The organism is Microbispora sp. NBC_01389 (genome assembly GCF_045040095.1).
Classification (GTDB): domain Bacteria; phylum Actinomycetota; class Actinomycetes; order Streptosporangiales; family Streptosporangiaceae; genus Microbispora.
The window spans coordinates 2,422,363-2,443,897 of record NZ_CP109552.1; the positions used below are offsets into that span (position 1 = coordinate 2,422,363).

The following is a 21,535-nucleotide window of genomic DNA, read 5'->3' on the forward strand; positions in this document are numbered from 1 at the left end:
TCGAGCAGGCGGACGGTCAGCCCGCAGGCCGACAGCAGCCGGGCGGCTTCCTCCAGCCGCCGCAGGGCACGGGCTGCCGCGGCCTCCCGCGCCTTGCCTGCCGCGGGCTCACGTACGACCAGGAGGACCTGGCGGCGCAGCAGGTCGTGCCGCTCGGCGATGTCGGCGAGGAAGCCGGCGTGCTGGAGCGCGGCGGCGTACAGCGCGGGGTGCGGGAGCTGGCGGGCGTTGTGCTCGAGGGCGGCGATCGTCTCGGTGAGGTCGACCCGTTCGGCGCGTACGAGGATCTGGCCGGGCCGTTGGCGTAGTAGGTCTCGCGCGGGTGGCCGTACACCGGCGTCGTCGGGGGAATCGGACCGGACGGTCGCGGCGGCCTCCGGTACTTGCCCTGGACGGCGGGAGCGGACGGAGCGTGCTTGACCGGGGCGGCCTCCCAGTCGGCCGGGTTAACCGGGCGGCGGGCGGACACGGGCGCGTGCTTGGCAGGACCCGGACCGCCACGGGCCGCGGAAGCGGCGGTCCCAGCGGTGGTGGCAGCCGTACCGACAGGACCGGCGGCGAGCGCGGGCAGCGCCCGGCCGGTCATCGCGTGGGCGGCGGCCACGTTCCCGGCGGCCCGAGGTGCGCTGCTACGGCGTCCACCCGGGCGAAGGTGCAGGGCGGCCAGAACGGGCGAGGTGAGCTTGTAGGCCAGGGCGTACTTGACCATCCGGCCGATCGTCGAGTGGCCGCCGACCCCGGCGAAGATCCGGCGAGAGATCCAGCCGGGAATGCGGATCAGAATGATCAGCAGGCACAGGGCGAGCACCAGATTGACGAGCTGACCGGTCGGCATGAGCCCGAGCAGCAGCCGGCCGTCCTGGTTGAAGAAGATCCGCACCGCCAGGACGAGCGTGAGCGACTGGGTGACCTGGATGAGCAGGAGCCCGGTGAAGGCCCGCCACCAGAACCGGGCCAGCCCCTCGGTGTACGGCAGAGCCAGGCAGGCCAGCGCGAGCGGCGAGGCGACCGTCAGCAACAGCACCAGCGCCGCCCGCATGACGAACGTGATCAGCAACAGCAGCAGCAAGACGACCGCGACCAGAGCGAGCAGGACGTAGAAGATCTGCTGCGAGGCGCCCGGCGCGATGATCAGCAGCTGGAGAGTGGCGGCCGCGCGGCGACCGTCGAAGTCCTGCCCGAGCAGGGCCGTGGACAGGGCGTTGGCGATCTCGATGACCTTGCCGCACAACAGGAAGCTGGTGTTGGCGGCCAGGATGGCGATGAACAGCCGGGGCAGGACCTCCTTGACCGTGTAGCGCGTCTGCACGGTCTGGTGGCCCATCGCGCTGATCGCGCCGACGGTCGCCAGCAGGACGAACCCGGTGTTGGCGATCGCGGCGGTCGCCTGCCACAGGTCGAAGACCCGGCCGCTGCCGGAGACGTCCGGGGTGGCCAGCAGCGTCACCGCGAGCAGGTCCAGCAACGGCTTGATCGCCAGGTACACCAAGCTCGCGAACCAGGAGTTGATCTGGCCCGTGATCCAGTCCCCGATGCCGAAGCCGATCCCCGTCCCCTCCGGCACCGGCAGCTCACCAGGAGAGGACGGAGACGACCCAGGAACAGGAGAGGGCAGAGGCGTCGGCGTCGCGCGAGCCGAGGCCGCGGTGATGACCACCACGGCGCAGACACCGACAACCACCCCGGCAGCGGCAATGACACGCAGCGCCACCCGGGAGGGTGTCCCAACCGGTCGCCTTGCCGCGCTGCCGGCCGACGCGGCGTGCCGCGCAGGTGCGGCTGCCGTCTGCGGCCGGTCTCGGTCAGCCACGGCGAGCTTTCCGCGGATCGGGGTCACCGGGCTCACCCGCCCACGACGCGCTTGAGGATGCTCACGAACAGCGGGGCCAGGACGGCCAGCGCGTAGCCGAAGGCGGCGGCCTTCAACGCCGCCTTGGCCTTCTGGACCTCGCCGGGGTCACCGCCCGCCACCAGGTAGCGCAGCCCGCCGAGGGTCAGCATCAGCGTGGCCAGCGTCGCGAGCAGGCCGATCAGCCAGTTCCGCAGGTTGGTGAAGACCGTGTTCAGGTCCGACGGAGCGGCGATGACCGACGAAGCCAGGGCGCTGGTTGCCGCGGCGGCAACGAACGGCACCGCGCCGGCCAGCATCGGCAGGACGCGGAAACCGATCATGCGTGCCGCCCGCTGCCGTAGCCTGCGGTACGGCAGCACATTCCAGCGGCGAGCGGCCGGGGCGGTACCGCGAGTGGCGGCACGTCGGGGACGGGAGGAAATCCGCGCGGAGCCAGGGGTAGTGTCCCTGCCTCCCTTCGGGTCGGTTGCGGTTGCTGCATCCGGAGTTCCCTGGCTCCGCGCGGAAGCCGTAGGCGCTTCCTCGTTCACTGAGGAAGCGGGGGGCGGGGGAGTCGCGGGGGACGGTTGCCGCAGCGGCATGCCGCCCAGCCGGGTCAGGAGGATCAGTTCGGCGTCCTGCTCGCTGAGCACGCCGAGGGCCACCGAGTCGGCCAGCACCAGTTCGGGACAGGGCTGCGGACGTTGGCGGGGAGGAGACTCCTCCGGTAGTTGCCGCCGCTCGGCAGTCGAGACGATGTGCTGCACGGCGCGCTCGCCCGCGCACCGCGCTGCCTGGCAGAGCCGGGCGCGTACGTCCGTGGTGTCCAGGTCCAGGCGGCGCAGGGCCCGCAGGTAGCCGCCCAGGATCTCCGAGTCGACGTCGGCCGGGTCTCCGTAGGGAAGGTCCCGGCTGACCGTCGCGGCGATCGTGCGCAGGGCGGGCATCCCCATCCCGACGGCGGCGACCGTCCACGCTCCCTTACGCACCCGCGCCCGTGTGACCAGCTCCCGCCAGACGGCGTCACGCGTCTCGTCGCTGACGTGCCGGCTGGTGAGCAGCATCCGCAGCTCCGCGAGGTTCACCTCACCTCTGGGAAGGGCGGGGGCCCTCTCCGTCGACCTCGGGGGCAGCGCCCGAGTGACGGAAAACCGGGCCGACGCCCCCGCCGAGTGGATCGACCCCGGCCCCGAGGGGGAGGAGATCAACCCAGATGTCGACATTCAGCCTGATCCCGATCCCTCCCTCGAGCCCGAGTGGCAGGATGACAGCCTCGGCGCCGAGGCGGGCACCCGCGCCGCCGCTGTCGCCGTCGAGCAGCGATCGGACGTCTACAACCAGGCCGCGGCCCAGTTCGGCATGATGACCGCCGCGTCCACGAGGGGCTGCGTCACAGAGGCGCGCGGCTGGCATTACGGCGTGCAGGAGCGGTTCATGGAGGCCCACGGCTGGAGCGGCGCCAAGGCGAAGGTCACCCAGTCGTACGGGGTGGACCACCAGCTCGGCGTCGGCTTCAAGAACACCGGCGGGCAGTGGTCGGGCGGCGGATCGCTCAAGGTCGACCTCCTGGCCCACGCCGAGCGCGACGGTCTCATCAGCGTCTGGGTCTACAACAAGATCAACTACCGGGATTACACCCGGGTCTGCACGTTCCTGACGCGGGTGGAGGGTCCGACCGAACGGCGGCCCTACAGCGTGCACAGCCTGCTCACCAAGTTCACCAAGGCGAAGCCCGTGATCTTCCGGGACACCAACAAGTGCGACACCTATTCCGGTGGCACATTGTCCAAGACCACGGGGAAGAACGCCACCGTGAACGGCGGCGTCGATCTCGGGGTGGTGCACGTGTCGGCGCAGTCGGGCTGGAACAGCTCCTCGTCCGTGAGCTGGACCATCCACAAGAAGACCCGGATCTGCGGCAATTCACCGTTGGGCTGGGCCCAATCCGCCTCGCGTATCGCCGAAGCGCACAAGTACTGACAACCGGCCGATCGGGGTAAGGAGTTCCGTCATGCGTGCCCTCACTCGTCTCATCCTGCCGGTCGCCATGGTCGCGGCCATGGTTTCCGGATGCGCGGGTGAGGGCCCGCGCCTGTATCTCAACAAGACACCCGAATCCGACGAGGACGTCACGATCGGCGTCGTGCTGCCCGACACCGTGGCCCATCGGCCGTACTCCCTGGGAGGCTGGGTGATGTGCCTCGACCGGCCCGGTTCGGTCACCATCGACAAGGTCGATCTGCTCGACCCGAGTGGCGGCATCGTCCTGCAGGCGTTCTCCTCCCGGCGGCAGAGCCGTACGCGTGGCATGCTCGGCGAGGAGGAGCGGCCCTTGACCGAACTCGGCTTCCCGGCCCGCAGCCCCGCCGTCACCACGATCTGCGGGAAGGACCGGGACGACATCCTCCGCACGGAGCTCGGCCTGCAGTACGGGAAGACCGGCGACGCCACCGCGCGGGCCGCGGGCGTCCGCGTCTTCTACACTTCGGCGGGCCGGCAGCACACCGTCGACTTCGCCCTGGACGTGCGGCTGTGCGCTCCCGACGACATGGACACCAAGCAGTGCAGGGACATGTACAAGGAGCTCCGGAGCGAAAGCAAGGGCGACGAGTAGCCGCCCTTCGCCGTCCGGTTCGACCAGGCGTCGCCTACCTCGCCCGGCAAAGCCAGTGAACGAAAGAGCCTCCATAAAGGCTGCGGCACGGGCATGGCCTGGTGCAGCGCGCGCTACCGGCTGACCGTCGCGGCACTCTTGAATCGCCGGGTTTCCTTACTCGACGGCCTCACCCCCGTATCGGCCCCGCCCAGCATCGGGTCCCGATTCGCCGGACAGATCATCATTGTCGTAGGGCGCGCAGCCGACGCCATCACCGCCGAACTCGCCGCCCTCACCGTGCAGATCACAGGGACGCGTACGACATCAGCCGATGTGGCCGTCGTCGCACCCGCCGCGAGCAGGAGCTCCCCGACGACGATCGCCTTCGTCAGCGGCGAAGCCCTCGACCGCCCACAGAGGTGGCCCGAAGTTGTTGAAGCTTATGGTCATGGTGAGGCACGCCGACAAGGCCTCCCCTTGCAGCCGGTCCGCCCCGAAGGCTTCCTCATGCCTGCTACCCACCACGTTTCACTGCATGGGCACCTCGCGCCGAGGCTTACGGGGGCGCTCGGCGCTCCTGAACCCGGGCCGCTGCTCATTGCGCGGGTGAAGATCTTCTCGCGCCATCCCGGTGGCGGCGGCCCCGGCTGTGCCACTGCCGATACATCACGACGCTCAACCTCTCCGCTCGGTCCACAGCGCCAGCAGCACGTTCTGGCCCTGCGGGAGCGGCAGAGTGAGCCCGTGAAGCTGGCACGTGTATCGCAGACCTGAGGTCGAGGTTCAACCGGGCGCGGGATCGGATGGGTTTTAGGGCTGCCTGAGGTTGCTAACGGCTACGTGATCGGGTTCAAACCACTAACGCCACGCTAACAACGATCAAGGGCCTGATCGCTGTCTCAGCGATCAGGCCCTTGACCTGCAACTACCTGGTCGGGGTGGCGGGATTTGAACCCACGGCCTCTTCGTCCCGAACGAAGCGCGCTGCCAAGCTGCGCTACACCCCGGTCGCTTGGACTTTTCGTCCTGCGCCTCGGCAAGTCTAGCGGACTTTGCGGCCGCTTGTGCCATCAGACACGACCGGCCGGCGCGGGACGAGGGTCAGGAGGGTCGCCTCCGGCGGGCAGGCGAAACGCGCGGGCGCGTACGGGGAGGTGCCGAGGCCGGCCGAGACGTGCAGCCAGGAGCTCTCGTGCCTGCTCAGCCCCTTGACGCGGGCGCGGTCGATGCCGCAGTTGGTGACCAAGGCGCCGTAGAACGGGATGCAGAGCTGACCGCCGTGGGTGTGGCCGGCCAGGAGCAGGTGGTATCCGTCCTCGGCGAACCGCGACATGTTGCGCGGCTCGGGCGAGTGCATGACGCCCAGCCGCAGGTCGGCGTCGGCGGGGGCCGGTCCGGCGATCTCGTCGTAGCGGTCCCGGTCGATGTGGGAGTCGTCGATCCCGCCCACGTGGACGTCGAGGTCGGCCACCTTCAGGCGGGCCGTCGTGTTGTTCATGTCCAGCCAGCCGGCCTCCCGCATCGCGGCGCCCAGCTCCTCCCAGGGCAGGTTCGGCATGTGCTGCCGGGAGTCTCCCTTCGACGTACGCCAGAGGTAGCGCACGGGGTTCTTCGGCCGGGGGGCGTAGAGGTCGTTGGAGCCGTAGACGAACAGGCCCGGACGGTCGAGCAGGGGATCCACGGCACGCATGTACGCCTCGACGGCGTCGGGGTGCGCCAGCGTGTCGCCGGTGTTCACGACGAGATCGGGGTTGAGCGACGCCAGCGACCGCACCCACCGGATCAGCCGGTGGCGACGGGGGGTGAGATGCAGATCGGAGATCTGCAGGATCCGGACCGGCCGCTGCCCGGGGGCGAGAACGGGGACGTCGAACCGGCGCAGCCGGAACCAGTTCCGTTCGATCACGGCGGCGTAACCGGCACCGGCGACGCCGAGGCCGAGCACTGACAGGGGAATCGCGGCGGCTTTCCTCACACAGCCATGATGCCCGACCTTCGCGCCGTCTCCCGCATAACCTGGCGAAGACCGGGCTCCCGGCACGGCAAGATGGGACGCATGAGTGCGTTGAAGGACAAGCTGAAGGCCGACCTCGCGGCCTCGATGAAGGCTCGTGACGAGGTGCGCCTCCGGACGATCCGGATGGCGCTGGCGGCCGTGAACGTCGAGGAGGTCGCCGGCAAGGAGGCCCGCGAGCTCAGCGACGACGAGGTGGTCAAGATCCTGACCCGCGAGGCCAAGAAGCGCCGCGAGGCCTCCGAGGCGTTCGCGGGCGCCGGACGGGCCGAGCAGGCGCAGGCGGAGCTGGACGAGCAGGCGGTGCTGGAGGAGTATCTCCCCGCCCAGCTCAGCGATGACGAGCTGAACGCGCTCGTCGAGGAGGCGATCGCGGAGAGCGGGGCGCAGGGCCCCAAGGCGATGGGTCAGGTCATGAAGGTCCTGAACCCGAAGGTCGGGGGCCGTGCCGAGGGCGGCCGCGTCGCCCAGGCCGTACGCGCCCGTCTCTCCGCCTGACCACCGGGGCGGCCTCCGCCGGAGTGCCCTAAAGACCGGAGGGTCCTAAAGACCGGAGGGTCCCGGTACGCCGACGGGCCGCGCTTCGGGCAGAGGAGCGGCCCACCGGAGGGGACGCCGGTCGAAGGCCTCCATCGGAGGCCCCGACCGGTCGAACCTCAGTTGAAGGGGTCGAACGGCTGGTTGCCGAACGGCCGGTCGCCCGGCCCGCGGCCGCCGCCGCGGCCGCCGTCACCACCACCGCCCGGGCCACCACCGCCCGGGCCACCACCGTCAGGGCCGCCGCCGGGGTCCGGCTTGGGCTTGGGCGGGGGAGCACACTGGTGGGCGCAGCCACCGAAGCGCGACATGTCCGGCTTCGTGAACGACGACGGATCCACGCCCTTGAGCGCCGACAGGAACGTCGCCTTCCAGATCGGTCCCGGGATGCTGGCGCCGAAGACCGAGCCGTACGACCGGCCGCCGATGACGCGGCCGCTCAGCGGGTAGCGGACCGGGCCCCGCGGGTCGCCGAGGCTGACGGCGCCGGCCAGGTCGGGGGTGAACCCGGCGAACCAGACGGTGCGGGAGACGTCGCCCGTACCCGTCTTGCCCGCCGCGTCACGGCCGATGCCGCCCACGGAGGTCATGGTGCCCTTGGTGAACACGCCTTCGAGGATGTGGGTGGCGGCGTCCGCGACCTCGGCCTCGACGACCTGCTTGCACTTCGGCTTGAACGAGGTCACCTTGTTGAAGCGGTCGGTGATCTCGGTGATCGCCATCGGCGGGCAGTACTTGCCGCGGGCGCCCAGCGTGGCGTACGCGCTGGCCACGGTAACCGGGTCCATCTCGTTGAAGCCGAGCGTGAACGGCTCGAACTCCTGCAGCTTTCCGCCGTCGGCGCGCTTGATGCCGAAATCCTTGGCGGTCTTGACCACGTCGCAGAGGCCGACCTTCTGCTCAAGGGTGAGGAAGAAGGTGTTCACCGAGCCCCAGGTGCCGGTCTGCAGGGTGAGGAACCCGCCGTGGCCCTCCGAGTTGTGCAGCTCGTGCACGATGTCGCCGACCCCGTTGCCCTTGCAGTCCTTGAAGTCGAACGGGCTGCCGGCCTTGTACGTGGCGCCCACGTTGAAGCCGTCGTTGAACTTGTAGCCCTCCTTCAACGCCGTCACCAGCGTGAACATCTTGAAGGTGGACCCGGCCTGGAAGCCGGCGCCGCCGCCGTGCACGGCGTCCGCGACGACGTTGATCGACATCTCGTTCTTCTTCTTGCTGGTGCCGAACTTCCGGCTGGAGGCCATCGCCCTGATGGCACCGGTGCCCGGCTCGACCAGGGCCTCGGAGGCGACCGGCTTGTCGGAGGGGTGGACGTACTTCTTGATCGCTTTCTCCGCGGCCTTCTGCATCTTCGGGCTCAGCGTGGTCCTGATCGTCAGGCCGCCGCGTGCCAGAAAGTCCTGCCGGGCCTTCTTGGACTTGCCGAACTGCGTGTCGTTGAGGATCTCGTTGCGCACGTAGAGGCAGAAGTACGGGTAGTCACTCTCCTCGCAGCCGCCGGGGATCTGCTTGTCCTTCCACCCCAGCTTCTTGGCCCTGGCCTTGTCCGCTTCGGCCTGCGTGATGATCTTCAACTCGGCCATCCGGTCGAGCACGACGTTGCGCCGGGTAGTCAACCGGTCGCGGAACGTCTTGCCCCGGTTGGGGTCGGTGGCGTTCGGGTCCTGTACGGCTCCCGCCAGCGTCGCGGCCTGGGCCAGATTGAGCTCGGAGGCGTGCTTGCCGAAGAAGCGCTTGGCGGCGGCCTCGACACCGTACGCGCTGGCGCCGAAGTAGGCGATGTTGAGATACCGGTTGAGGATCTCGTCCTTGCCGTACTTCTGCTCCATCGCCATGGCGTAGCGGACCTCGTTGAGCTTGCGCCCCACGGTCGGCGCGACGGCGGCGGCCTTCTCCTCGTCGGTCTCCGCCTTGTTGAACAGCACCTGCTTCACGTACTGCTGCGTGATGGACGAGCCGCCCTGGGTCACCCCGCCCGTGGTGATGTTCTTGACCAGCGCGCGGGTCGTGCCCTCGATGTCGAGCGGGCCGTGCTCGTAGAAGCGGAAGTCCTCGATCGCCACGATCGCCTTCCGCATGATCGGGGCGATGCGGTCCATCGGGACCGACTCCCGGTTCTCGAAGTAGAACTGGGCGATCTGCTTGCCGTCCGCGTCGAGGAGCACGGTCTTCTCGGGGAGCGGCGGTTCGTCGAGCTCGGCCGGCTTGAGGCTCAGGGTCTCGATGCCTGACTTGACCGAAACGCCCGCACCGCCCACGGCGGGTAGTGCAATCGCCGCCGCAAGCACGCCCGCGACTCCCGCGGCACCGACGAGGCGCAGGACGGCGGCTGACCGAGATGCCAGTGTTTTACCGTGAGCTTGCACGCAACCAAGGGTACGTCCGTTTGGTGCCTCACCAGGCATCGGCCTCACGGCTCCGCATTACCCCGGCAGGGGGGGACTAGTCATTCCCGGCCACATGGCCTGACTTGACCATGCACGAATTTGGTCCCCCCGGGGTATGTCGCGTCGATCGTTTCGTTGCGTACGGTCTCCTCTGCGGCTACTGCAATACAGGAGGCCCGACGCCCGCGCCCGTCGGCCGAAACAACGACTGACCACCTAAGGGGAGTGGGGTCGAACATGTGGATCACGGATTGGACCTCCCGTGCCGCCTGCCGGGGTGCGGATCCTGACGCGCTCTTCGTGCAAGGCGCCGCCCAGAACCGGGCGAAACTTATCTGCCGTGGATGCCCCGTCCGTACCGAATGCCTCGCCGATGCGCTGGACAACCGCATCGAGTTCGGGGTGTGGGGCGGGATGACGGAGCGGGAACGCCGCGCGCTGCTCAGGCGCCGGCCCGATGTGGAGTCATGGCGGGATCTGCTCGAGTCCGCCAAGGAAGAGTACGAGCGGACCAACGAGTTGATCGCCGGCTGACCGGCGGCCGGTCCCTCCCCGAGGAGGGCCGGACGTCACGACGCGAGGAGCTGCCCGATCTGGCGAAGTCCCGCCAGATCGTGCACGTCCTCCGGCATCGCGGGCACCTGCGCGATCGGCACCGTGGGATGGGCCGACGTGAAGTGCTCCCGCTGGCGCTGCTCCCGTGCGGCGAGCTGCATCCGTCCGGCGTGCAGCCGCAGTACGGCCGCGGTCAGCTCGTGCTCGCCCCGGGCCTCCAGGTCCTCGGCGGCGGCGGAGCTGCGGGCCGCGGACAGCGAGGGCGCCAGCGACCGGTGCACCCGGTTGACGACGAGCCCGGCCAGCGGCATGCGCTCCTCGGCCAGCCGCTCGACGAAGTAGGACGCCTCGCGCATCGCGTCGCGCTCGGGCGCGGCGACGACGAGGAAGGCGGTGCCGGGCGCCTGGAGCAGCCGGTACGTCTGCTCGGCCCGCTGGCGGAAGCCGCCGAACACGGCGTCGAGCGCGGTGACGAACAACTGGATGTCCCGGAGCACCTGGGCTCCGATCACCTTCGTCAGGATGCCGGCGACCACGCCGAAGCCCGCGTTGAGCAACTTGAACGCGCTGCGCCCGCCGACCTTGGCGGGCGCCGTGAGGATGCGGATGAGCCGCCCGTCGAGGAACCGGCCGAGCCGTTCCGGCGCGTCGAGGAAGTCGAGCGCCGACCGCGACGGCGGGGTGTCCACCACGATCAGGTCCCACTCGTTCGAGCGGCGGAGCTGGCCGAGCTTCTCCATGGCCATGTACTCCTGCGTCCCGGAGAAGCTGGACGACAGCGACTGGTAGAAGGGGTTCGTCAGGATCTGCTGCGCCCGCTCCGGATCGGCGTGCGCCTCGATGATCTCGTCGAAGGTCCGCTTCATGTCGAGCATCATCGCGTGGAGCTCGCCGCCGGTCTGCTCGCCGCCGTCGGCGCCGTTCACCCGCCTGGGCGTGTTGTCGAGCTCGGTCAGGCCCATGGCCTGGGCCAGTCGCCGGGCGGGGTCGACGGTCAGGACGACCACGGAGCGGCCGCGTTCGGCAGCGCGCAGGCCGAGGGCCGCGGCCGTCGTGGTCTTGCCGACGCCGCCGGAGCCGCAGCACACGATGATCCGGGTGTCCGGGTCGTCCAGAATCGCGTCGATGTCCAGCGCGGGCGCCGTCCTGGTCACAGCTCAGCCTCTCACTCGGTGGGCACGAAATCGGTCGGCAGCGGGTCGGGTCGGCAGGGGTTCGGGTCGGGTCGGCAGGGGTTCGTCGGGCGGCAGGGCTCACGCGGCGCCCCGGGCGCGCAGGGCGTCGGCCAGCTCGTAGAGCCCGGCGAGGTCGGCGCCGTCGGGCAGCAGCGGCAGGTCGTACCGTGGCGTTCCGGCCTGCTCCAGCTCCGCGCGCTCCCGTTTCTCCAGCTCCGCGCGCAGGGCGTGCTCGGCGACCTCCGCGGCGAGCGCCTCGGCGACGGCCGAGGCGCCCGCGGTGGCGTCGGCCAGCCCCGCGGCCTTCAGGCCGAGCGCGATCTCGGCGGAGTCGAACCGGCCCTTGGCGGCGGCCTTCAGCGCCCGCGCGGGCAGCAGCGCCGGGCGCACCATGTTGACGAACACACCGCCCACCGGCAGACCGGTCTCCCGGAGTTCCGCGACGCCGTCCAGCGTCTCCTGGACGGGCATCTCCTCCAGAAGCGTGACGAAGTGGACCGCCGTCTCCGGGGAGGCGAGCACGCCCCTCACCAGGTCGGCGTGGTTCTTGATCGGGCCGACCCGGGCCAGCCCGGCGACCTCCTGCGTCACGTTCAGGAAGCGCGAGATGCGGCCGGTCGGCGGCGCGTCCATGACGACCGCGTCGTACGCCCTGCGGCCCAGCCTGTCGCGGCGCCGTACGGCCTCGCTGGTCTTGCCGGTGACCAGGACGTCCCGCAGGCCGGGGGCGATCGTGGTGGCGAAGTCGACCACGCCGATGCGGGTCAGCGCCTTGCCCACCCGCCTGATGCCGTAGAACATCTCCAGGTATTCGAGCATGGCCTCTTCGGGGTCGATGGCGAGGGCGTACACGTCCCCGCCGCCGGGCGCCACCGCGATCTTGCGCTCTTCGTACGGCAGCGGAGGGAGATCGAACGCCTGGGCGATGCCCTGCCGTCCCTCGACCTCGACGAGCAGGACCTTGCGCCCGCCCGCCGCGAGGGCCAGCGCGAGCGCCGCGGCGACCGTCGTCTTCCCGGTGCCGCCCTTGCCGCTCACCACGTGCAGGCGCACGCCGTCCCAGTCGGTGTCACGGGTCTCCCCGCCGCCTCCGCCGCGCCTGCTGGTCGGCTGACTCACCGTGCCTCCTCCGGCCGGCCGGCGAGATCGCCTCCGCGGATCGTCGCGCGGTAGTTCCCGTCGGCGTGCCTGCTCCACTCGCCCACGTGAGGAAGGCTACCCAAGGCTCACCTGCCGATTCGCGCCGGTCGTCCCCGAGCGCGGAGAGGCCGTGCCTCGATAGCCTTTGCCCATGACCAAGTGGGAATACGTCACGGTGCCGCTGCTCACCCATGCCACGAAGCAGATCCTGGACAACTGGGGTGAAGACGGGTGGGAGCTCGTCTCCGTCATCCCGGGGCCCAACCCGGAGCAGTTGGTCGCCTACATGAAGCGGCCGAAGTGATGGCCACGCCGGAGGAGCGGCTCGCCGCTCTCGGGATCACGCTGCCGGAGGTCGTGCCTCCGCTGGCCGCGTACGTGCCGGTCGTACGGACGGGCGGCCACGTCTACACCTCGGGCCAGCTTCCGCTGGTGAACGGCGAGCTGAGCGTCACCGGCAAGGTCGGGGCGGAGGTCTCGCCCGAGGTGGCGAAGGAACAGGCGCGGATCTGCGCCGTCAACGCGCTGGCGGCCATCAAATCCATCGTCGGCGACCTGTCGCAGGTCGTACGGATCGTGAAGGTGGTCGGGTTCGTCGCGAGCGCTCCCGGTTTCACCGGGCAGCCGCAGGTCGTCAACGGCGCGAGTGAACTGCTCGGCGAGGTGTTCGGCGAGGCGGGGGTGCACGCGCGGAGCGCCGTCGGCGTGGCGGTCCTGCCGCTCGACGCAGCCGTGGAGGTGGAGGTCGTCGCGGAGGTCCGCTGACCGCGGTGGTAAAGGACCCGTCGATTGCGGTCACGGGACGGCGTACGGGAGCATGGAGCCGGTCGAACCGATCCTTGTTCTGGTTGGGAGGGCTCCATGGGGGTTCCGCTGCCGGGTCGTCTCGGCGAGCGGGCGCGGGAGATCCTGGCCGGCCGCCTGGCTCCCGTCCCGGCCCGTGACGCGGCCACGGTGGTGCTGCTCCGCGACGACCCCCTTGAGGTGTATCTCCTCAGGCGGCAGGCGACGATGGCCTTCGCGGCCGGCGCCTACGTGTTCCCCGGCGGGTCGGTCGACCCCAGGGACGCCGACCAGGCCGTGGCCTGGGCCGGCCCCTCGCCCGCCGAGTGGGGTGAGCTCCTCCGGACCGGCGAGAGCACGGCGCGCGGCCTCGTCTGCGCAGCCGTACGGGAGACGTTCGAGGAGTCGGGCGTGCTCCTCGCCGGGCCGGGCCCGCGGACCGTGGTGACCGACACCACCGGCGACGACTGGGAGGCCGACCGCCTCGCGCTGATCGCGCGCACGCTGTCGTTCGCCGGGTTCCTCGACCGGCGGGGGCTGGTGCTGCGGTCCGACCTGCTCAAGGCGTGGGGGCACTGGATCACCCCGGTCATGGAGACCCGGAGGTTCGACACCCGTTTCTTCGTGGCCGAGCTTCCGTCCGGGCAGCGTACGCGCGACGTGGGCGGTGAGGCGTCCGAGGTGGCCTGGATGCGGCCCGGGGACGCCCTGGCCGCCGCGCGGGACCGTACGGTGTTCCTGATGCCGCCGACCTTCCGGACGTTGACCGAGATCGCCGCTTTCGAGACGATCGGCGATGTGCTGTCCTGCCCCCGGTCGATCACGACCATCGTGCCCGCTCCCGCCGAGGTGGACGGCCGGATGGTGCTGGTGATCCCCGAGGAGATCCCCGAGGAGATCCCCGAGCGGTTCCCCGAGGCCGGGAGAGCGGGCACGTGAGCGGCCTGCGCATCCCCCTGGACGGTGCGGAGGGCCCGGACGGCGCGGGCACGGCGACCGCAGTGAACGTGCTGGCGCCCAACCCGTCGCCGATGACCCTCGACGGCACCAACACCTGGATCGTCGGCGGAGCGGACGCCGTGCTGGTCGTCGATCCCGGGCCGCACGACGAGGCGCACCTGCGGCGGGTCGCCGAGCGGGTGGACGGCCGCCGGGTGACGGCCGTACTGCTCACGCACGGGCACGCCGACCACAGCGAGGGGGCGGGCCCGCTCGCGCGCCTGCTCGGCGCTCCGGTGCGGGCGCTCGACCCCCGGCACCGCCTGGGCGAGGAGGGCCTGGACGACGGCGACGTCGTCACGGCGGGCGACGTGGAGGTCAGGGTCGTCGCCACGCCGGGGCACTCGTTCGACTCGCTGTGCTTCTGGCTGCCCGGCGACCGGGCGATGCTCACCGGAGACACCGTCCTCGGCCGGGGGACGACGATGATCGCCCCCGACGGGGACCTCGGCGACTACCTGCGCAGCCTCGACAGGCTCAGGCAGGGCGCGGAACTGCTGGAGGCCACCGCGCTGCTGCCCGGCCACGGCCCCGTCCTGCCCGACCCGGCCGGGGTCCTGAACGCGTACGTCGTGCACCGCCGGATGAGGCTGGAGCAGGTCCGCGAGGCGATCCGCAGGGGCGCCAGGGACGCCCGGGAGATCGTCGAGATGATGTACGCCGACGTGGACCCGTCGCTGTGGCCGGCCGCGGAGATGTCGGTCGCGGCCCAGCTCGACTACCTCAGGACCACGTTCTAGCGAGAGCGGTTGAAGAGCCGCTCCCTGTCCATGATCACGACGGCCTTGGCCTCGATGCGCAGCCAGCCGCGCTGGGCGAAGTCGGCCAGTGCCTTGTTGACCGTCTCGCGCGAGGCGCCCACGAGCTGGGCCAGCTCCTCCTGCGTGAGGTCGTGGTGCACCCGGATGCCGTCGTCGGTCTTGTGGCCGAAGCGGTCGGCGAGGTCGAGAAGCTGCTTGGCGACCCGGCCGGGCACGTCGGTGAAGACGAGGTCGGCGAGCACGTCGTTGGTGCGGCGCAGCCGCTGCGCGAGAGCGCGCAGCAGGTGGAGGGCGACCTCGGGCCGTCCGGTCAGCCACGGGCGGAGGTCGTCGTGGCCGAGCCCGGCGAGGCGGACGTCGGTCAGCGCGATCGCCGAGGCGGTGCGGGGGCGGGGATCGAACAGCGACAGCTCGCCGAACATCTCGCCCGGGCCGAGCACGCTGAGCAGGTTCTCCCGGCCGTCGGGCGCGGTGCGCGCCAGCTTGATCTTGCCTTCGAGCACCACGTAGAGCCGGTCGCCCGTCTCGTTCTCGTTGAAGAGGGTGCGCCCCTTGGGCAGCTCCACCTCGGTGATGCTCGTCCGCAGCGCCGCGGCGCTCTCGCGGTCGAGCGCGGAGAACAGCGGCGCCTTGCTCAGTACTTCCTCGGTGCTCACGGTGCCTCCTTGCTGCGGGCGCGCTCGGTCGCCGGCTCCGTGCTAGCCATTGTGACCCACACCCTTCCCGGCGCATTACGGGGTGTCCTGTTGCGTCGTACGAGCGCCGGCCCCGGCTCGCAGTCGCGTGCGTCGCGCCTGGCGAAACTAGACAATCTTCGCGAAACCCATCCTGACGCCCATCCCGCGCTCAACCGGCTCGGGCGGCCGGTCGTCCCCCTACGGGCACAGTGTATTGCGCTGCGTACGGACAAATTGGCAAATACAGGCAGCATATGCGGCATGTATGACAAGGCGGTCGGCGCAGCGGGACGGGAGGTGGGCGGTCGCCGGAGGGCCTACGCTTGCGGCATGGCGACGAACCCGGCCGCGAGCACGGCTGTCCCGCGACGGCGCCGACGCGAGGCGGAGACCCGCCTGGGCCTGGTGCGGCGAGCGCGGCGGATCAACCGGATCCTGGCCGAGACCTACCCCGACGCCCACTGCGAGCTGGACTTCGGGAATCCGCTGGAGCTGCTGGTCGCCACGATCCTCTCGGCGCAGTGCACCGACAAGAGGGTCAACATGGTCACGCCGGTGCTCTTCGCCAAGTACCGGACGGCGGCCGACTACGCGGGCGCCGACCGCGCCGAGCTCGAAGAGATCATCAAGTCGACCGGGTTCTTCCGGGCGAAGGCCAACAGCATCATCGGGATGGCGCAGGCCCTCTGCGAGAGCCACGAGGGGGAGGTCCCCGGCAGGCTCGCCGACCTGGTCAAGCTGCCCGGCGTGGGCCGCAAGACCGCGAACGTCGTGCTCGGCAACGCCTTCGACGTGCCCGGCATCACCGTCGACACGCACTTCCAGCGGCTGACGCGACGGTTCGGCTGGACGGCCGAGACCGATCCGGTCAAGATCGAGCATGAGGTCGGGGAGCTGATCCCCAAGTCGGAGTGGACCATGCTGTCCCATCGGCTGATCTGGCACGGCCGGCGCGTCTGCCACGCCCGCAGGCCCGCCTGCGGCGCGTGCCCCCTCGCCGCGCTCTGCCCGTCGTACGGCACCGGCCCCACCGATCCGGAGGAGGCCCGCAAGTTGCTCAGGGCGGGCCCGTTCTCCTGACGTTTCCCGGCGCCGGTGGCGGGGAGTCCGGTGACGGCGCGTCCCCGGCGGGAAGCCGGTGACGAGCCGGCAGGAAACCGGTGGGAAGCCGGTGGGAAACCGGTGGCAAGTTGGTGGGAAGCTGGCACCCCCGCCGATGGTTGTACGGCACACCCGGCCGGCGCACGCCCGTGTGGCCGGTCGCCCCGACGATGTGCCCGACGATGTGGAGGTGGTCGTGGTGGAGTTGGTCGCGGCTCCCGACTGGCTGTCCCAGCTCGCCGCGAAGGCCGCGCACAGCCCTGTCCCCACCGCGCTGCGGCCGCCCGCGAACGGCGCCGGTCGCTCGGCGGCGGTCCTGTTGCTGTTCGGCGAGGGGCCGCAGGGCCCGGACGTCCTGCTCATCCAGCGCAGCTCCAAGGGCAGGGTGCACGCCGGCCAGCCCGCGTTCCCCGGCGGCGGCGTCGACCCCTGCGACGACGGCCCGGTCGGCGCGGCCCTGCGGGAGGCCGGGGAGGAGACCGGCCTCGACCCCGCCGGCGTCGAGGTCGTCGGCACCATGCCCGAGCTCTACATCTGGCACAGCGACAACCGGGTGACGCCGGTGCTCGGCTGGTGGCACACGCCGTGCGCCGTGCACGCGGCCTCTCCCGACGAGGTCGAGACCGTCGAGCGGGTCCCGATCGCCGAGCTGGTCGACCCCGCCAACCGGCTGCGGCTGCGCCACCCGCGCGGAGTGGTCCCGTCCGTGGCGTTCCGCGTACGCGGCCTGCTCGTGTGGGGCTTCACCGCCGGCGTGCTCGACGGCGTGCTGACCGCGGCCGGTTTCGAACGGCCGTGGGACCGTTCACGGATCGAGGACCTGCCCCCCGAGATCGTCGACCTGGCCGCGCGACGCTGAGCTTCGCTTCGCGGGCGTGGCGTTCGGCGCCAGGCCGTTCAGGGAGAGGCCGAGCGCGGCCCAGTCGGCGACATCCTCGTCCGTGTCGGCCGCCAGGCGGCGCAGCGCCGCCAGTCCCGCGGCGTCGGGCGGGTCGCCCATGACGTGCGGAAGGGCGTAGGCCGCGCCGTACCTGACCGTGGAGTGCCCGTGCCCCGCGAGGTCGATCACGGACGGCAGCGCGCGCCCGTCGCGCAGGTGACCGAAGGCGATCAGCACGGAGTAGAGCACCCTCAGATCGTCCTCGTCCGCCGCCAGCGCGCGGAGCACGGGCAGCGTGCGGTCCCTGAACGGATGGTTCCGGCCGAGCTCGCCGAGGATGTCGGCCCCCAGCACCCGCTCCGCCGGATCCGCGCTCGCGCACAGCCGCCGGGCGACGGCGAAGGTCTCCGGGTCGCCGCGCGCCAGTAGCATGGTGATCATCCGCCACCTCACCGGCCCGTCCGGGTCCGTGTCGGTGAGCGCGAGCCTGATCAGCTCGTGCGCGGGCTTCGCGCCGCCGTCGCGGTCCCCAGCCGCGGGTGGCCGTTCCGATACCCCCATGGCGTCACGATATCGATGAGACTCCCGGGACGCCCGCACGACGAAAGGCGTGGCTGGATACCGTGGTAGTTGTGAGCGGCGATCTTCTGGATCTCATCCTGATCGGCCTGGTTGTGGCCTTCGCGGTGTCCGGCTATCGGCAGGGTTTCATCATCGGGGCCTTCAGCTTCATCGGATTCGTCGGTGGCGCCGTTCTGGGGATGTTCATCGCGCCGCCGCTGGCCGGGGCGATCGTGAGCGGCGACACCGAGCGGGCGCTGCTGGCGATCGTGATCGTCTTCCTGGCCGCGACCATCGGGCAGTTCGCGTCCTCGACCATCGGCGCCGTCGCCCGCAGCCACGTCACCTGGGAGCCCGCCCGGACGGTCGACGCGTTCGGCGGGTCGGTGGCCAGCGGTCTGTCGGTCCTGGTCATCGCCTGGCTCATCGGCTCGCTCATGGTCTCGATGAGCTTCGCGCTCATCAAGGAGCAGATCAACGGCTCACTGGTGCTGCAGACCGTCGACGAGGCCATCCCGGACGGCGTACGGGCCCTGCAGAAGCCTTTCAGGGACTTCGTGGAGACCTCCGACTGGCCGCAGGTCATCACCTCCATCGGCGGCCAGAACGTGGCGCCGCCGGACCAGACCCTGATCAACGCCAGCCCCTCCCTGGTCCGGGCCCGCCGGGCGATCGTCAAGGTGCAGGGCACCGCGCCAAGCTGCCGCAAGCGCATCGAGGGGACGGGATTCGTCTACGCCCGGCAGCGGATCATGACCAACGCCCACGTCGTCGCCGGGGTAACCGAGGGACTGCGGGTGACGGACTTCCGTGGTGACCAGCACGACGCCCGGGTGGTCCTGTACAACCCCGAACGCGACATCGCGGTGCTTTTCGTCCCCGACCTCCAGATCGGCACGCTGCGCTTCGACACGGTCGCCAGAAGGGGCGACAGCGCGGTCATCGCCGGATATCCGAAGGACCAGGGCTTCACCCCGCTCGCCGCGCGGATCAGGGTCAAGCAGCGCGCCGAGATGTACGACATCTACAACAGGCGGAAGGTCGAGCGCGAGGTCTACGCCATCCGGGGCAAGGTGCAGCCGGGCAACTCGGGCGGGCCGCTGCTGAGCCCGGACGGCAAGGTGTTCGGGGTGATCTTCGCCGCCGCGACCGACACGCCGGAGACGGGCTTCGCCATGACGGCCGAGGAGGTCCTGCCCGACGCCCAGGACGGCACGCACGCGGTCGGCCCGGTGAGCACCGAGGGCTGCGACTGAGCCCCCCGCCGCGTCCAGCACTCCCCCCCCCGGCTCATCGCCCCCCGCTCATCACCCCCCGCTCATCGCCCGCCGCGTCAGGCCGGCCGCGCCAGGCTCCGCAGGGGCAGGGCGGGCCGAGCTTTCAGGGCTCTGCGGGGGTCAGGAGGGAGCGGACGGCGGAGACGGCGGCGTCGGCGTCGGCGTCTCCCTCGTCGATCGCGGTCGTGATCGCGTCGGCCTGCACGGCGAGCGCCCGCAGGTCCAGGCCGAAGGGCCGGGTCGACCCGTACGCGCCGAGACGGGCGGAGCCACGGGTCAGCAGGGCGGCGGCGCCGGGAAGGTTGCCGCGCTGCAGGTGCGTGAGACCGACGCAGATCTGGGCCAGCCCCTGCCACAGCTCGCGTTCCTCGTCGGGGCCGGTCTTCCAGCGGGCCTCCAGCACCTCGTGCGCGTGGAACGGGCGTCCGTCGGCGAGTAGGCTCCGGGCCTGCTCCAGCGCCTCCTCCGGGCCGGGGGCGTAGTCGTCGGGCACGCGGGGAACCCCTTCGGCCCCCCGGGGCAGTGGCCTGCCGTACTCGTCACGAGGGCGTGCGTTGCGGGGACGTCCCGCTTCGTCACGGTCACGCATGGTCTCTCCTAGGGCGCGCGGGCGGTTCACGGCGACCGAAGGACCAGCGACCTTCCCGGCGAACGTGATAGATCAACCAGGAAGTTGGGCCACTTCAGGGCACATTTCTACTAGCTTCTTCAAGATCACGCGTAGGGTTCCCGGCCCTTGGCCACGGGTGGCGCGCACGTACGGCGGGGGCGGGATCAGCGGTCGGGCTCGGGGTCGGCGAGCCAGGAGATCAGCTCGGTGTTGAACTGGCCGGGGCGTTCCTCGTGCGGGAAGTGCCCGGCGCCCTCGATCAGCCGCCACCGGTACGGCGCGGCGACGAACCGGCCGGAGCCCTGGGCGGTCCGCGGCAGGACGCAGGGGTCGAGCGCGCCGTGCAGCTGCAGCGTCGGGGCCTCGATCTCGGCGCGCATCTGCCGGGCGTAGCGGAAGCCGTCCGGGCGGATCTGCGAACGGGCGAACCAGCGGTAGTACTCCAGGGCGCAGTGCGCCACGGTCGGGATCCGCATCGCGTCGCGGTACACGCGGGTGGCCCCGTCGCCCGGCCACTCCGGCCCGGCCCACCTGTCGATGAGCCGTCCCACGGCGGCGCCGCTCCGCCGGGCGAGCTTCCGCTCAGGGAGGAAGGGAAGCTGGAACCCTAGGCCGTGACGGCTGGCCCTGAGCTGCCCGAGCGGGTCGGTGAACAGGGCGGCGCGCATGCGCAGCGGGTGCGGCGCCGACACGGGGACCAGCCGTCGCACCACCTTGGGATCGAGGACGCTCATCGTCCAGCCGAGGAGGCCGCCCCAGTCGTGACCCACCACGATCGCGCTCGTCTCGCCGAGTGCCCGCACCAGGCCGGCCGCGTCCACGGCCAGCGTGGGCAGGTCGTAGCCGCGTGGCGGCTTGTCGCTGCCGCCGTAGCCGCGCAGGTCGACGGCGACGGCGCGGTAGCCGGCCTCGGCCAGCGCCGGAAGCTGGTGCCGCCAGGTCCACCAGAACTGCGGGAACCCGTGCAGCAGCAGGATCAGCGGCCCGTCTCCGGCCTCCGCCACGTGGAACCGGACGCCGCCCGCGTGCACGACCCGGTGTGCCCAGGGGCCGTCGGCCTCGATCAGTGACTCGTCAGGGGACATCGCGGATGGACTCCCGGTGGGCGCCCACCTGCCCGGCCGTCGGGCCGGTGTGGGGCGGCGGCGCGGGAGCCTCGCCCGCCATGGCGGGGACGGCGGCCGTCTCCGGCAGCGGTTCCTCCGCCTCCTCGGGGCCCGCGAGGCCACGCAGGCTGCGCATGGTGCGCTTCATCCCGGCCAGCCCCTTGAGCCGGCGGTAGCCGACGAAGACCAGCAGCCCGGCCATGAGGAGGTAGAAGACGGTGACGATGGTGAACGCGAGCCACGTGGCCAGCCCGAGCGCCACGAGGCCGTACGCGATCGCGAACGAGGCCAGGATCAGGCACAGGTGCCCCATGAAGGCCGCGGCGCCGAACATCCCGGCGGCCATCCCGACCCGCTTCGCGTCGAACTTGAGCTCGGCCTTCGCCAGCTCGATCTCCGACCGTACGAGGGTCGAGATGTGATGGCTCGCCTGGGCGACCAGCGCGCCGAGCGATTCGTCCTCGGGCATCAGCGATCTCCTATCTGCGACTATCAAACATCATCCCGTGTCCGTCCGCGCACGCGAACAGGAAGACCCTCACCTGTGG

General features: G+C 71.0%; 22 protein-coding genes and 1 tRNA gene. 11 read left to right on the forward strand and 12 right to left on the reverse strand.

Features of this window, described 5'->3' with window-relative positions:
* Positions 1-16: 16 nt before the first annotated feature.
* Together OG344_RS10845 and OG344_RS10850 are read right to left on the reverse strand one after the other, a co-directional pair.
* Entirely contained in the window at positions 17-1,564 is a 1,548-nt protein-coding gene (locus OG344_RS10845) for a conjugal transfer protein TrbL family protein (RefSeq protein ID WP_405088108.1), read from the reverse strand.
* Between the two features lie 278 nt (positions 1,565-1,842).
* Complete coding sequence (locus tag OG344_RS10850; protein ID WP_405088109.1) at positions 1,843-2,916, reverse strand: hypothetical protein; 1,074 nt, start codon at positions 2,914-2,916, stop codon at positions 1,843-1,845.
* Between the two features lie 55 nt (positions 2,917-2,971).
* Between OG344_RS10850 and OG344_RS10855 the strand changes: the two genes are divergently transcribed.
* Positions 2,972-3,811, forward strand: a complete 840-nt coding sequence (locus OG344_RS10855) for a hypothetical protein (protein WP_405088110.1) — start codon at positions 2,972-2,974, stop codon at positions 3,809-3,811.
* Between the two features lie 31 nt (positions 3,812-3,842).
* Positions 3,843-4,445, forward strand: a complete 603-nt coding sequence (locus OG344_RS10860; RefSeq protein WP_405088111.1) for a hypothetical protein — start codon at positions 3,843-3,845, stop codon at positions 4,443-4,445.
* A gap of 912 nt (positions 4,446-5,357) precedes the next feature.
* Here OG344_RS10860 and OG344_RS10865 read toward each other — a convergent pair.
* Positions 5,358-5,434: transfer RNA gene (locus OG344_RS10865), tRNA-Pro, on the reverse strand.
* 35 nt (positions 5,435-5,469) lie between these two features.
* Complete coding sequence (locus OG344_RS10870; protein WP_405088112.1) at positions 5,470-6,402, reverse strand: metallophosphoesterase; 933 nt, start codon at positions 6,400-6,402, stop codon at positions 5,470-5,472.
* An 81-nt stretch (positions 6,403-6,483) separates the two neighbouring features.
* Here OG344_RS10870 and OG344_RS10875 point away from each other — a divergent pair, with 81 nt between their 5' ends.
* Positions 6,484-6,939 carry a GatB/YqeY domain-containing protein gene (locus OG344_RS10875; protein ID WP_405088113.1) on the forward strand — a complete coding sequence of 152 codons (456 nt, stop codon included), beginning with the start codon at positions 6,484-6,486 and terminating at the stop codon, positions 6,937-6,939.
* Between the two features lie 158 nt (positions 6,940-7,097).
* Here the strand turns inward: OG344_RS10875 and OG344_RS10880 are convergent, their stop codons facing one another.
* The gene (locus OG344_RS10880) at positions 7,098-9,233 is read right to left on the reverse strand and encodes a transglycosylase domain-containing protein (protein ID WP_405088114.1); all 2,136 of its coding nucleotides are present in this window, start codon (positions 9,231-9,233) and stop codon (positions 7,098-7,100) included.
* 366 nt (positions 9,234-9,599) lie between these two features.
* Between OG344_RS10880 and OG344_RS10885 the strand changes: the two genes are divergently transcribed.
* Positions 9,600-9,896: a WhiB family transcriptional regulator gene (locus OG344_RS10885; protein ID WP_030506755.1), complete on the forward strand. Its 297-nt coding sequence runs from the start codon at positions 9,600-9,602 to the stop codon at positions 9,894-9,896.
* 35 nt (positions 9,897-9,931) lie between these two features.
* On the opposite strand, the gene OG344_RS10890 is transcribed toward OG344_RS10885, so the two are convergent.
* Entirely contained in the window at positions 9,932-11,071 is a 1,140-nt protein-coding gene (locus OG344_RS10890; RefSeq protein ID WP_405088115.1) for an ArsA family ATPase, read from the reverse strand.
* Between the two features lie 99 nt (positions 11,072-11,170).
* Positions 11,171-12,211: an ArsA family ATPase gene (locus tag OG344_RS10895; RefSeq protein ID WP_405088116.1), complete on the reverse strand. Its 1,041-nt coding sequence runs from the start codon at positions 12,209-12,211 to the stop codon at positions 11,171-11,173.
* Between the two features lie 172 nt (positions 12,212-12,383).
* Between OG344_RS10895 and OG344_RS10900 the strand changes: the two genes are divergently transcribed.
* The 4 genes from OG344_RS10900 (at position 12,384) to OG344_RS10915 (ending at position 14,754) form a co-directional block, all read left to right on the forward strand.
* A complete protein-coding gene (locus tag OG344_RS10900) occupies positions 12,384-12,536 on the forward strand; it encodes a DUF4177 domain-containing protein (protein WP_076440089.1) in 153 nt (50 codons plus the stop codon).
* Positions 12,536-12,997, forward strand: a complete 462-nt coding sequence (locus OG344_RS10905; protein WP_405088117.1) for a RidA family protein — start codon at positions 12,536-12,538, stop codon at positions 12,995-12,997. Before OG344_RS10900 ends, OG344_RS10905 begins: the two co-directional genes overlap by 1 nt.
* A gap of 96 nt (positions 12,998-13,093) precedes the next feature.
* Positions 13,094-13,954, forward strand: a complete 861-nt coding sequence (locus OG344_RS10910; protein ID WP_405088118.1) for an NUDIX hydrolase — start codon at positions 13,094-13,096, stop codon at positions 13,952-13,954.
* Entirely contained in the window at positions 13,951-14,754 is an 804-nt protein-coding gene (locus OG344_RS10915) for an MBL fold metallo-hydrolase (protein WP_405088119.1), read from the forward strand. The genes OG344_RS10910 and OG344_RS10915 overlap by 4 nt, the downstream gene beginning before the upstream one ends.
* On the opposite strand, the gene OG344_RS10920 is transcribed toward OG344_RS10915, so the two are convergent.
* Positions 14,751-15,431, reverse strand: a complete 681-nt coding sequence (locus OG344_RS10920) for a Crp/Fnr family transcriptional regulator (protein WP_327049122.1) — start codon at positions 15,429-15,431, stop codon at positions 14,751-14,753. The genes OG344_RS10915 and OG344_RS10920 overlap by 4 nt on opposite strands.
* 351 nt (positions 15,432-15,782) lie before the next feature.
* Between OG344_RS10920 and nth the strand changes: the two genes are divergently transcribed.
* Together nth and OG344_RS10930 are read left to right on the forward strand one after the other, a co-directional pair.
* Positions 15,783-16,532: an endonuclease III gene (gene nth, locus OG344_RS10925; RefSeq protein ID WP_405088120.1), complete on the forward strand. Its 750-nt coding sequence runs from the start codon at positions 15,783-15,785 to the stop codon at positions 16,530-16,532.
* A 193-nt stretch (positions 16,533-16,725) separates the two neighbouring features.
* The gene (locus tag OG344_RS10930; protein ID WP_405088121.1) at positions 16,726-17,412 is read left to right on the forward strand and encodes an NUDIX hydrolase; all 687 of its coding nucleotides are present in this window, start codon (positions 16,726-16,728) and stop codon (positions 17,410-17,412) included.
* Here the strand turns inward: OG344_RS10930 and OG344_RS10935 are convergent.
* Positions 17,359-17,994, reverse strand: coding sequence for a HEAT repeat domain-containing protein (locus OG344_RS10935; protein ID WP_405088122.1), 636 nt, complete (start codon positions 17,992-17,994; stop codon positions 17,359-17,361). The genes OG344_RS10930 and OG344_RS10935 overlap by 54 nt on opposite strands.
* A 71-nt stretch (positions 17,995-18,065) precedes the next feature.
* Here OG344_RS10935 and OG344_RS10940 point away from each other — a divergent pair, with 71 nt between their 5' ends.
* A complete protein-coding gene (locus OG344_RS10940; RefSeq protein WP_327049125.1) occupies positions 18,066-19,250 on the forward strand; it encodes a MarP family serine protease in 1,185 nt (394 codons plus the stop codon).
* Between the two features lie 124 nt (positions 19,251-19,374).
* On the opposite strand, the gene OG344_RS10945 is transcribed toward OG344_RS10940, so the two are convergent.
* The 3 genes from OG344_RS10945 to OG344_RS10955 form a co-directional block, all read right to left on the reverse strand.
* Entirely contained in the window at positions 19,375-19,860 is a 486-nt protein-coding gene (locus OG344_RS10945; RefSeq protein ID WP_327049126.1) for a DUF309 domain-containing protein, read from the reverse strand.
* 185 nt (positions 19,861-20,045) lie between these two features.
* Positions 20,046-20,966: an alpha/beta hydrolase gene (locus tag OG344_RS10950; RefSeq protein ID WP_327049127.1), complete on the reverse strand. Its 921-nt coding sequence runs from the start codon at positions 20,964-20,966 to the stop codon at positions 20,046-20,048.
* Positions 20,956-21,456: a phage holin family protein gene (locus tag OG344_RS10955; protein ID WP_327049128.1), complete on the reverse strand. Its 501-nt coding sequence runs from the start codon at positions 21,454-21,456 to the stop codon at positions 20,956-20,958. The genes OG344_RS10950 and OG344_RS10955 overlap by 11 nt, the downstream gene beginning before the upstream one ends.
* Positions 21,457-21,535: the final 79 nt, after the last annotated feature.

Bases quoted from the DNA above. Each gene is read 5' to 3' on its own strand.
- OG344_RS10935 (WP_405088122.1), bottom strand. From the start codon at position 17,994: ATGGGGGTATCGGAACGGCCACCCGCGGCTGGGGACCGCGACGGCGGC.
- OG344_RS10905 (WP_405088117.1), top strand. From the start codon at position 12,536: ATGGCCACGCCGGAGGAGCGGCTCGCCGCTCTCGGGATCACGCTGCCG.
- nth (WP_405088120.1), top strand. From the start codon at position 15,783: ATGGCGACGAACCCGGCCGCGAGCACGGCTGTCCCGCGACGGCGCCGA.
- OG344_RS10955 (WP_327049128.1), bottom strand. From the start codon at position 21,456: ATGCCCGAGGACGAATCGCTCGGCGCGCTGGTCGCCCAGGCGAGCCAT.
- OG344_RS10900 (WP_076440089.1), top strand. From the start codon at position 12,384: ATGACCAAGTGGGAATACGTCACGGTGCCGCTGCTCACCCATGCCACG.
- OG344_RS10875 (WP_405088113.1), top strand. From the start codon at position 6,484: ATGAGTGCGTTGAAGGACAAGCTGAAGGCCGACCTCGCGGCCTCGATG.
- OG344_RS10885 (WP_030506755.1), top strand. From the start codon at position 9,600: ATGTGGATCACGGATTGGACCTCCCGTGCCGCCTGCCGGGGTGCGGAT.
- OG344_RS10860 (WP_405088111.1), top strand. From the start codon at position 3,843: ATGCGTGCCCTCACTCGTCTCATCCTGCCGGTCGCCATGGTCGCGGCC.
- OG344_RS10945 (WP_327049126.1), bottom strand. From the start codon at position 19,860: ATGCGTGACCGTGACGAAGCGGGACGTCCCCGCAACGCACGCCCTCGT.
- OG344_RS10950 (WP_327049127.1), bottom strand. From the start codon at position 20,966: ATGTCCCCTGACGAGTCACTGATCGAGGCCGACGGCCCCTGGGCACAC.
- OG344_RS10910 (WP_405088118.1), top strand. From the start codon at position 13,094: ATGGGGGTTCCGCTGCCGGGTCGTCTCGGCGAGCGGGCGCGGGAGATC.